Source organism: Bradyrhizobium yuanmingense (assembly GCF_025200905.1).
Classification (GTDB): Bacteria; Pseudomonadota; Alphaproteobacteria; order Rhizobiales; family Xanthobacteraceae; genus Bradyrhizobium; species Bradyrhizobium yuanmingense.
This window is the reverse complement of the sequence record NZ_CP104173.1, coordinates 2798463-2808236: the sequence shown is the minus strand read 5'-3', so window position 1 is coordinate 2808236 and position 9774 is coordinate 2798463. Positions and strand designations below refer to the sequence as shown.

At 65.4% G+C, this 9774-nt stretch carries 1 protein-coding gene; it reads right to left on the bottom strand.

Annotated elements, in window-relative coordinates:
- Positions 1-9732 (bottom strand): non-ribosomal peptide synthetase, encoded by a 9732-nt coding sequence (locus tag N2605_RS13040; protein ID WP_260346866.1) that lies wholly within the window; start codon positions 9730-9732, stop codon positions 1-3.
- Positions 9733-9774 lie beyond the last annotated feature (42 nt).

Here is a 9774-nt window from a genome sequence, read left to right as displayed (position 1 = left end):
TCACTGCTCCGTTCCCACCAGTTCCTGGAGCTCTTCGGCATCGAATTCTTGCTCGATGAGCCTGATCGACACGACCCGGGCAAATGAGGCAAGATCGGGATGAGCGAACAGATCCGAGACCGCGATTGACACGCCGATCTCCTGCGACACCCGGCTCAGCACCCGCACTGCGAGCAAGGAATGTCCGCCGAGCTCGAAGAAGTGATCGTTGCGTCCGACCTGATCGACGTCGAGCAGCTCCGCCCAGATCCCGGCCAGCGCCAGCTCGATCTCGTCCTCGGGTGCCTCGTAGGTGCGACTCGCCAACGCATCCTCGCCCGGCGCCGGCAGTGCACGCCGATCGATCTTACCGTTAGCGGTGAGCGGCAACTGCTCCAGCACCGTCACCGACGACGGCACCATGTAGTCAGGCAGAACGGCGGACAGTGCATCGCGCAAGGCGCGGCCGTCGAGCGACGGCCCGCCACTCGCATAGGCGAACAATTGGCGCCCGGTCCGGCCTTCGCCCGCCACAACGGCCGCCGCACGCACGCCACGCTGCTCGAGCAGACGCGCCTCGATCTCTCCGAGCTCGATACGGAAGCCGCGGATCTTCACCTGCTGGTCGGCGCGGCCGACATATTCAATCACGCCGTCGTTGCGCCAGCGCGCGAGATCGCCGGTGCGATAGAGGCGCGTGCCATCGTCGCTGAACGGATCGGGGACGAACCGCTCCGCGGTCAGTGCAGCCCGGTTCAGATAGCCGCGGGCCTGGCCAACACCACCGATGAACAGCTCGCCGGTGACGCCGGCGGGAACGATATTGAGGTCGGAATCGAGAATGTGCGCCGACCTCGCACCAACGGGCCGTCCGATCGGTGCGGGCTGGTGAGGTGTCAACGCGGCGGCGTCGACGATCCACGCCGTCGGCGCGATCACCGTCTCGGTCGGGCCGTAGGCGTTGACCAGAAGATCGATAATGAAAGCTTCTCGAAATGCCCTGACCCCGGTATCGGACCAGGCTTCGCCGCCGACGATACAGGCCCTGATCGCCAGCCTGCGCCCACCCTGCCGCAATGCCGCGCTCAATTGATCCGCATAGGCCGGCGGCAGGAAGATCGAGGTCACCGCATTGCGGGTCATCTCGCTGACGAGATCGTCAATCAGGAGACCGGGCTTCGAAGGCAGGACGAGCGAACCGCCCGTCATCAGCGGTACCAGCCATCGCTCGTGGGCGATGTCGAAATTGATCGATGCCGTCTGGAACTCGCGGTCACGCGAGGTCATGCGGTACAGCCGGCCGATGGCTTCGCAATGCATCGCCAGCGGTCCGCGCGCAACCGCCACGCCTTTCGGCGCGCCGGTCGACCCGGACGTGTAGATGACATAGGCCAGGCTGTCCGGATGGATTTCGATGTCGAGGTTCCCGCCGTCCTCGCCGGCGCGCGGCGATGGCTCGTCGATGCAGAGCGCCTCGACCCCGGCTTCGCGCAGCACCGGTGCAAGCGGCTCGAGCAGCGCGCCTTGCGTCAGGACCAGCGCCGCGCCGCCGTCACGCAGCATGTAGGCAAGCCGCTCGGCCGGATAATCCGGATCGAGCGGCAGATAGGCGCCTCCGGCCTTCAGAACCGCGAGCAGCGCGATGATCATGTCCGGGCTTCGGCTCAAGGCAATGCCGACCAGCCGATCCGGACCGACGTTCCAGAGGCGAAGGCGTCGTGCGAGCGCGTTCGCACGCGCGTTCAACTCGCCATAGGAGATGCGCTGGTCGCCGCAGACGATGGCAATGGCAGACCGCGCCTGCGCGGCCTGTGCTTCGATATGCATCACGACGTCGGCGCAGGATGATGCGGAGGTCAGCCGCGCTGCGCCACTCCATTCGAGAGCTCGTCGCGCGTCCTGCTCGACTGCCGCAGAGAGATCACCGAGCGCACATTCCGAATTCGCCGCAATCCGTTCCAGCAGGGCGTGGAGAATGTCGCGAAGGCGCAGGATCGCCGCCTCGTCGACCCGGCTCCGGTCATAGTTGAATTCAATGTTCAGCCGATCGCCGGCGGCGAACACCGCGACCGCCAGCGCATAGTTCGTCGGCGTCACATGCGCCACACGTCCCAGCCGCGGACCACCTTCCCCGCCTCGTAGCACCCCCTCGTCGATCGGATAGTTTTCGAACACCAGGATACTGTCGAGCAGCGGCTGCCCGGCACGGCCGGCGAGGCGCTGAATGTCGTAGAGCGGCGTCCAACCGTGCTCGCGCAGCGCCAAATTCTGTTCCTGCAACTGGCGCAGCCAATCGCCCACGATAGCTTGCGGGCTGGTCGCATCGACGATGGGAAGCGTGTTGATGAAGAGGCCCACCATCTCCTCTGAACCGGGCAATTCGGCCGGACGGCCCGAGATGGTCACGCCGAAAGAGACCGCGGACTGCCCTGAATGACGCCGCAGCAGCTGTGCCCACGCGCCCTGGATGAGCGTATTGAGCGTCACCCGTTCATGCCTGGCAAAGGACTTCAGCCGCTCGGTCAATGCCGCGTCCACCGCAAGCCCGGCGCTGGCATGGCCTTCGGCGAGGGATGTTTTGGGGGGCGTCAGTGTGTTCGCGAGCAATGTGGGCGCCTCAAGCCCTGCCAGAGCCTCGCGCCAGAACCTCTCGGTGCTCTCGCGATCGCGGCCCTGCAACCATGCAATGTAGTCGCGATAGCCGCCCTGCACGGCCGGCAGCGGGCGGCCGCTCGCCTGCTGCAACACCTCGGCCACTAGCCGGGCCGAGCTCCAACCATCGACGAAGATGTGATGATGGGTCCAGATCAGCCAGTGCCTCTCGTCGTCGAGACGGATCAGACGGATACGCTGAAGCGGCGGCTGCGAAATGTCGAAGCCCATCTCGCGCTCACGCCGGGATATCTCCGCCAGCGCGGCTTGCAGATCCGGAGGCGCGCTGCCGCGCCAGTCCTCCTCGACGAACGGCACCGTCACATGACGATGCACCATCTGCTGCGCTGCGCCCGACAGGTTCTGCCAGACAAATCCGGTCCGCAGGGCCGCATGCCGGTCGCTGACTATCTGCCACGCGGCTTTCAGCTTGCCCGCATCGACGCCGAACAGTTCGAGCCCGACCTGATTCACATAGGCGTCGTTGGCACCGTCGCGCAGCGCATGAAACAGCATGCCCTGCTGCATCGGCGAGAGCGGATAGATGTCCTCGATGCCGCGCAGATCCAGGTTCGCAGCCAACCGGTCGAGGTCGGCTTGAGCGAGCCCAGACAACGGGACATCCGATGGCGTGAGGCCGAACGCTCCGTTGCAGCAATGGGCGATCAGTTCGCGCAGTGCGTCCTTGTAATGTGCGGCGAGCCGCTCGACCGTCGCGTCCCGGTAGCGCTTGCGTCCGTATCCGAGAGATAGTTCCAATCGGCCGTCACGCACGAGGCCAGTGATGTTTAGCCAGCCGCGCATGGGTGCCGTGGCGCTACGCGAGGGACCTGCACTCTCCGCTGCGAAGGAGAAGTGCTGGTTGGTCCCTATGTTGGCGTCGAAGCGTCCTAGATAGTTGAAGACGATCTGCGGCTCCGCCAATTGCGCCAGAGCATGGCGCTGCTGTTCAGAGCCGAGATGGCGCAACACGCCATAGCCGATCCCGCGATTCGGAATGGCGCGAAGCGTCTCCTTGACCGCCTTGATCAGCGACGCCTCGTCGCCTGCATCTTTCAGCCGGACCGGGAAGGCCGTCGTGAACCAGCCGACGGTGCGGGACACATCCGCATCTGGGAAGATCTCCTCGCGGCCGTGGCCTTCGAGCTCCACGGTGATCTCGTCGTGCTGGCTCCAGCGCGACACCGCGCGCACGAGACCGGCGAGCAGGAGATCGTTGGCCCCGGTCCGATAGGCAGCCGGCGCCTGTTCGAGGAGCTGCGACGTCAGATCGGCATCCAACACCAAGGACACCTCGCCGCCATCACCGACGCGATCGACATCGCCATGGTCGTCGTTGCATGGCAGGCGTGCGCCGGCGCCACGATCCAGCCAATACGGCAATTCGGCCGCGATCTCCGCCGTTCCCGTATAGGCATGCAGCCGCTCGCTCCACGAGGCAAAGGAGTCGCTCTTCGGCGGCAGCGCGACGGGACTGCCACGCTGCAGCTGGTCATAGGCCAACGCCAGGTCTTCCAGCAGGATACGCCAGGACACGCCATCGACGACGAGATGATGGATCGCAAGCAGCAAGCGTTGGCTACCGTCCGCCAGGTCCATGCCGACCGCGCGCAGCAGCGGTCCCGAAGACAGTGAGAGGCTTTCCTGCGCAGCGCGGGCGAGCGCCGTGACCTCCATCGCGCCGCCGACGCCCGCATGAAGCCATAACAGTTCGGTTGAACCCGGCGCCGGTCCCTGCTCCCCCCGCCAAGCACCATCCACCTGCTTGAACCGCAAACGTAACGCATCGTGATGGTCCGAGATGGCCGCAAGCGCGCGCCGCAGCGTCTCCCAATCGACCTGCATACGGGGCAGCAGCAGAACCGCCTGGTTCCAGTGATCCCGGTTGGCAATGTCCTCGGCGAAGAAGCGCGTCTGAATCGGCATCAGATGGGGCATGCCAGATGCGGTGTCGCCGACTGACGCCTTCGCCGCCGGTCTCTCCTTCTTGGTCGTCCCCGCCGATATCACGGCGACCGTCGCCAACCCGGCAATCGTCTGCTGGCTGAAGATCTGCTTCGGAGTGAGCCGGATGCCGCGCTTGCGCAAGCGGGCGATGATCTGCAGGCTCAGAATCGAATCGCCGCCGAGTTCGAAGAAATTGTCATTACGGCCGACGCGCTCGCGAACGAGCACCTCGCACCAGACCGCCGCGATGGCAATTTCAATATCCCCCGCAGGCGCGGCATAGCCGGCCGACGCCCCCTCTTCGGCCGGTTCGGGCAAGGCGCGACGATCGACCTTTCCATTGGGCGTCAGCGGCAATTGCGCCAACATGACGATGTGTGACGGAACCATATAGTCCGGCACGATTGCAGCCAGCTGTTGCTTGATCGCATCGGCCTGTGGAGCGGCGCCGCTCTCAGCCACGCAATAGGCGATCAGCTCCTGGCGCTCACTTTCACCGATGGCGCGTGAAACGACCACCGCGTCACCGATTCCCTGCAGCGCCTTGATAACGCGCGCGACCTCGCCCAACTCGATGCGATAGCCGCGCAACTTGATCTGGTCATCAGAACGACCCAGGAATATCAGCCGGCCCTCGCGGTCGCAGCGGACACGATCCCCGGTTCGGTAGAGGCGCCCGCCCGCGGCGCCGAACGGATCCGGCACGAAGCGTTCCGCGGTCAGGCCCGCCGCGCCGCGATAGCCCCGCGCCAGCCCAGCGCCGCCGACATAGAGCTCGCCAACGACTCCGATCGGCACCTCGTTCAAGGCGTCATCGAGGACATGGACGCGCAGATTGGCAAGAGGCAGACCGATCGGAACCGAACCGTCCCCGCGGCCTGCCGCGCACTCATGCGTCACCGCACCGACGGTCGTTTCCGTGGGCCCGTAATGATTCAGGATCCGGCATTCCGGCCGCAAACGCCGGACGTCGTCCAGCAGCGCGCCATCGCACGCCTCGCCGCCCAGGACGAGCGCGTCGCGGGGGAGCAGATCGGCCGAGTGCGAGGCCTGAAGCAGCCCTCGCAGATGGCTCGGCACGATCTTGAGAATGTCGACCTCGCCCTCGCGCATCGCTTGTGCAAACGCATCCGCGTCGAATACGGCCTCTGGTGACAGCAGATGCAGCGTGCCGCCGGATGCGAGCGCACCGAACAGGACAGTGTGGCCGAGGTCGGCCGCCACCGTCGAAACCATCGCCATGCTCGCCGACGGGCGCGGCTTCAGACGTTGCAGCAGAGCCTGGACATAATTGGCCAAGGCCCCGTGCGAGACGCTGACGCCCTTAGGCGCGCCGGTCGATCCGGAGGTATAGATGACGTAAGCGGTCTGCGTTGGATGAATGGTCGTGTCGAGCGGCAGGCTCGATACCTCGGCGCGCGCCGCTTCCGCCTCCGCGTCGAGCACCAGGCAGCCCAGCTCGCGCGCATCCGTCAATTTGTCGCCTGCCGCAAGCATGATGTCGATGCCGCCGTCGGTCAGGATACGGCGGACGCGCTCCAACGGCCATTTCGGATCGAGCGGGACATAAGAGCCGCCCGCCTTCAGCACACCGAGCAAGGCGACGACAAAGGCCGGAGAGCGCTCGATCCACAGCGCAACCGGTGTCTCGCGTGCCACGCCCTTCGCGATGAGGGCGTGTGCGATACGATTTGACCGCTGCTCGAGCGCCGCAAAGGTCAGTTGCCCCCGGCCGCATCGAATGGCGATGGCGGTCTGTCGATCGACTGTCGCCGCGCGATGAAGGCTCACCATATCGGCGAAGCCGAACGCCGCAGCCTCACTCGGCACGGTCTGCCGGTGTCCGTCGTCGATGACGAAGTCCGATATCCGCCGCTCGGCGTTGTCGGCGATCTGGCGCAGCATCGAACCGAATTGCGCCGCCAGCCGTGCAATGGTCGGACGATCGAATAGGTCGGTGGCGTAGTTGAACGTGACCTTCATCCCGACGCCATCGATGACGTCGAGGGCGAGATCGAAATGCGAACCAGCGAGATCGACAATGTCGACGTCGGCAGCGAGCCCCTCCACGCCGGAGAAACCGCCCGGCGCCGTCATGTAGTTGAACTTCGCCTGGAACAGGGGATTTTGCCCACCGCTGCGTTCGGGCTTGAGGCTGTCGACCAGCATTTCGAACGGAAGATCCTGGTGCGCCAGTGCCTCGACCACCAATTCCCTGACCTGACGCAACAGGCTCGTGAAGCTCGCTTCGGCGGTCATCTCGGCCCGCAGCACCAGCGTGTTGACGAAACATCCGATCAGTCGTTCGAGCTGCGTATGCCGGCGCCCGGCGACCGGCACGCCGACACGCAAATCACTCTGCCCGGTGTAGCGATGGAGCAGCGCGTAATATGCGCCGAGCAGTAGCATGAAGACGCTGACGCGCTGCTTGCCGGCGATCTCCCGGAGCTGGGACGCAAGCACGGCGTCGATGGCCAGACCGATCGTATCGCCGGCATGGCTCTGGATCGTCGGGCGCGGCCGATCATGCGGCAGCGCCAGCACCGGGTGAACATCGCCGAGCTTGGCGCGCCAATAGGCGAGCTGCCGATCGCCCTCGCCGCCCGCAAGCCAGCTTCGCTGCCAGGCCGCAAAATCAGCATATTGAATTGCCGGAACCGGCGGCACGCCTGCGTCCTGACCGGTACCGGCTCGATAGAGAGCGGCTAGCTCTTCGAGTAGCACATCAAGCGACCATCCATCGACGATGATGTGATGGGCCAGCAACAGCAATTCGTAGGCATCGTCCGCGAATTGAAGCAGCACGGCGCGCAACAATGGCCCGTTCACGAGATCGAATGGCTTGCCGAGCTCGGATCGCCTGACCGTCTCCGCGCGCTCGGAGCGCTCCCGCACAGAATAGGCGCGGAGATCCTCGTGCCGAACGCCGATGCTCATGACATCGTGGACGAGCTGCGTCCCACGGCCGTCTCTGGCGATGAACGTGGTGCGCAATATCTCGTGACGACGGACGATCTCGCCGAAAGCACGCGAAAGCACTGCACGGTCGAGCCGTCCCTTCAGGCCGATTGTGCTCGCAACGGTATAGGCTGTCCCAGCAGGATCCATGTTCCAGAGGAACCAGAGCCGCTCCTGTGCGTGCGACAGCATCGTGCGATCGGCCGCGACGGCCCATGGGATCGGCGGGAGCGCCCGGCCAGCACCCGTGCCCGCCAGAGCATCGATCCGGCCAGCGAAGGCCGCAAGCGCCGGCGCGTCGAAGAAGGTGCGCAGCTCCACTTCCACGTCCAGGCGGTCGCGGATCGCAGCAGCAACCTGGCCAGCCGCGATCGAGTTTCCGCCCAGCACAAAGAAATCGTCCTCGCGATGCACCGCCGCGACGCCAAGCGCCTCGCACCACATCGCAGCGACGGCACGCTCGGTATCGCTCGCCGGCACCGTCACGGATGCAGTGCCGCGGCGACGCCCTCTCTCGAACACCGCGAAGCTGTCGAGCGTGTTGTCGGCGAGACGCGTTGCGCAGGCCGACCGCTGCAGCTTGCCGCTCGTCGTCAGCGGCATCGCTTGCGGGTTCAGCAGAACGATCACGGCCGGATATTCCTGCGCCTGCCGGAGCACGGCTTCGCCGATCGCATGTGCGAGCGCTTCCGGATTGCTACGCTTGAGCACGGCGCGGCTGAACTCCGCCGCCACTCCGATGGCTTCACGCCCCTCGACCTCGATGGGAAAGGCGGCAACCCGTCCGCTGCGGACGGATTCGACCTCGGCTTCGACCGCCTGCTCAACATCCGTCGGATAGACGTTCTGCCCGCGAACGATCAGCAGGTCCTTGAGACGACCGGCCACCACGAGTGCGCCGTCGCGAAGGAAGCCGATGTCGCCGGTCCGCAGCCAACGCGCACCATCTCGCTCGACGAAGGCTTGATGCGTGGCCTCGACATTGTTCCAGTAGCCGAGCGCGACACTGGGACCAGTGACCCAGATCTCGCCCACCTCATTCGCCTCGGCCACCGCCGATTCGTCGACGCGCATGATGCGCACGGCGTGACCAGCAGCAGTTCGACCACATGCCACGAGGTCCGTGCCTTCGCTGGCGCTCGCGATGCGGCCGGCGGCGAGTTCCGCGGTGTCGAGCGTGTAGCTGACGGTCTCGGCGGTGATGTCGCTGGCCGTGACCAGCAGCGTCGCCTCCGCAAGTCCATAGCAAGCCGTCAACGCCCGTCGATCGAACCCGGCCCGCGCAAACCGGTCGCCAAATTTCTCGAAGGTGGTGCGGCGGACGAACTCCGAGCCCGAGAACGCAAACCTCCACCGGCTGAGGTCGAGCCGACGGATGGTCTCTTCCGAGATGCGGTCGGTGCAGAGTGAGTACGCGAAGTCGGGGCCACCGCTCAACGTGCCGCCGTGACGGTCGATGGCCTCGAGCCAGCGCCGTGGCCGCTCCAGGAAGTTCCGTGGCGACATCAGGACGCCGGTAAAGCCCGTGAACAGCGGGTTCAGAAGTCCGCCGATCAGCCCCATGTCGTGATAGAGCGGCAGCCAGCTCACAAACACATCGTTCGGCGTTCCACTACAAACCGCTTCGATCGCACGCTCGTTGGCCGCTAGATTGCCATGGGAGACGCAAACGCCCTTCGGCTGCGAGGTCGAGCCGGATGTGTATTGGAGGAACGCGATCCCATCGGTGGCAGGCCTCGTCTCGCACCAGTCCGCGGCGAGATCGGGCGAAATCGTGTCCACCGCAACGATCTCCACGTCGGCGAGCTCGGGCAATGCCGCCTCGATGAGACCGCGCAGCCCCGTCTCCACCAGGATGAAGCGAGGCGCGGCATCCCGCAGGATACCGTTCAGTCGTCCTGCATAGCGCTCGGGACCGCCCTCAGGCGGATACGCCGGCACGGCGACTACGCCCGAATACAGGCAGGCATAGAATGCGACGGCATAGTTGATCCCGCTCGGAAGCAGAATCACCGCCCGTTCGCCCGCACCGCCCATCTGCTGAAACCATGCCGCAAGCGCCCTGATCCGAGCGTCCAGCGCGGCAAACGTCAGCTCATCGGCAACGTCGTCGCCCTCCAGGAATCGCAACGCCACCTTCTCCGGTCGCAAGGCGGCATGCTCTCGCAAGCGTTCGACGAGGTCGGATCTGTCCATGTTCTCAAATTCCTGTCCGGCCGCGCGCCGGAAATCCCCGCC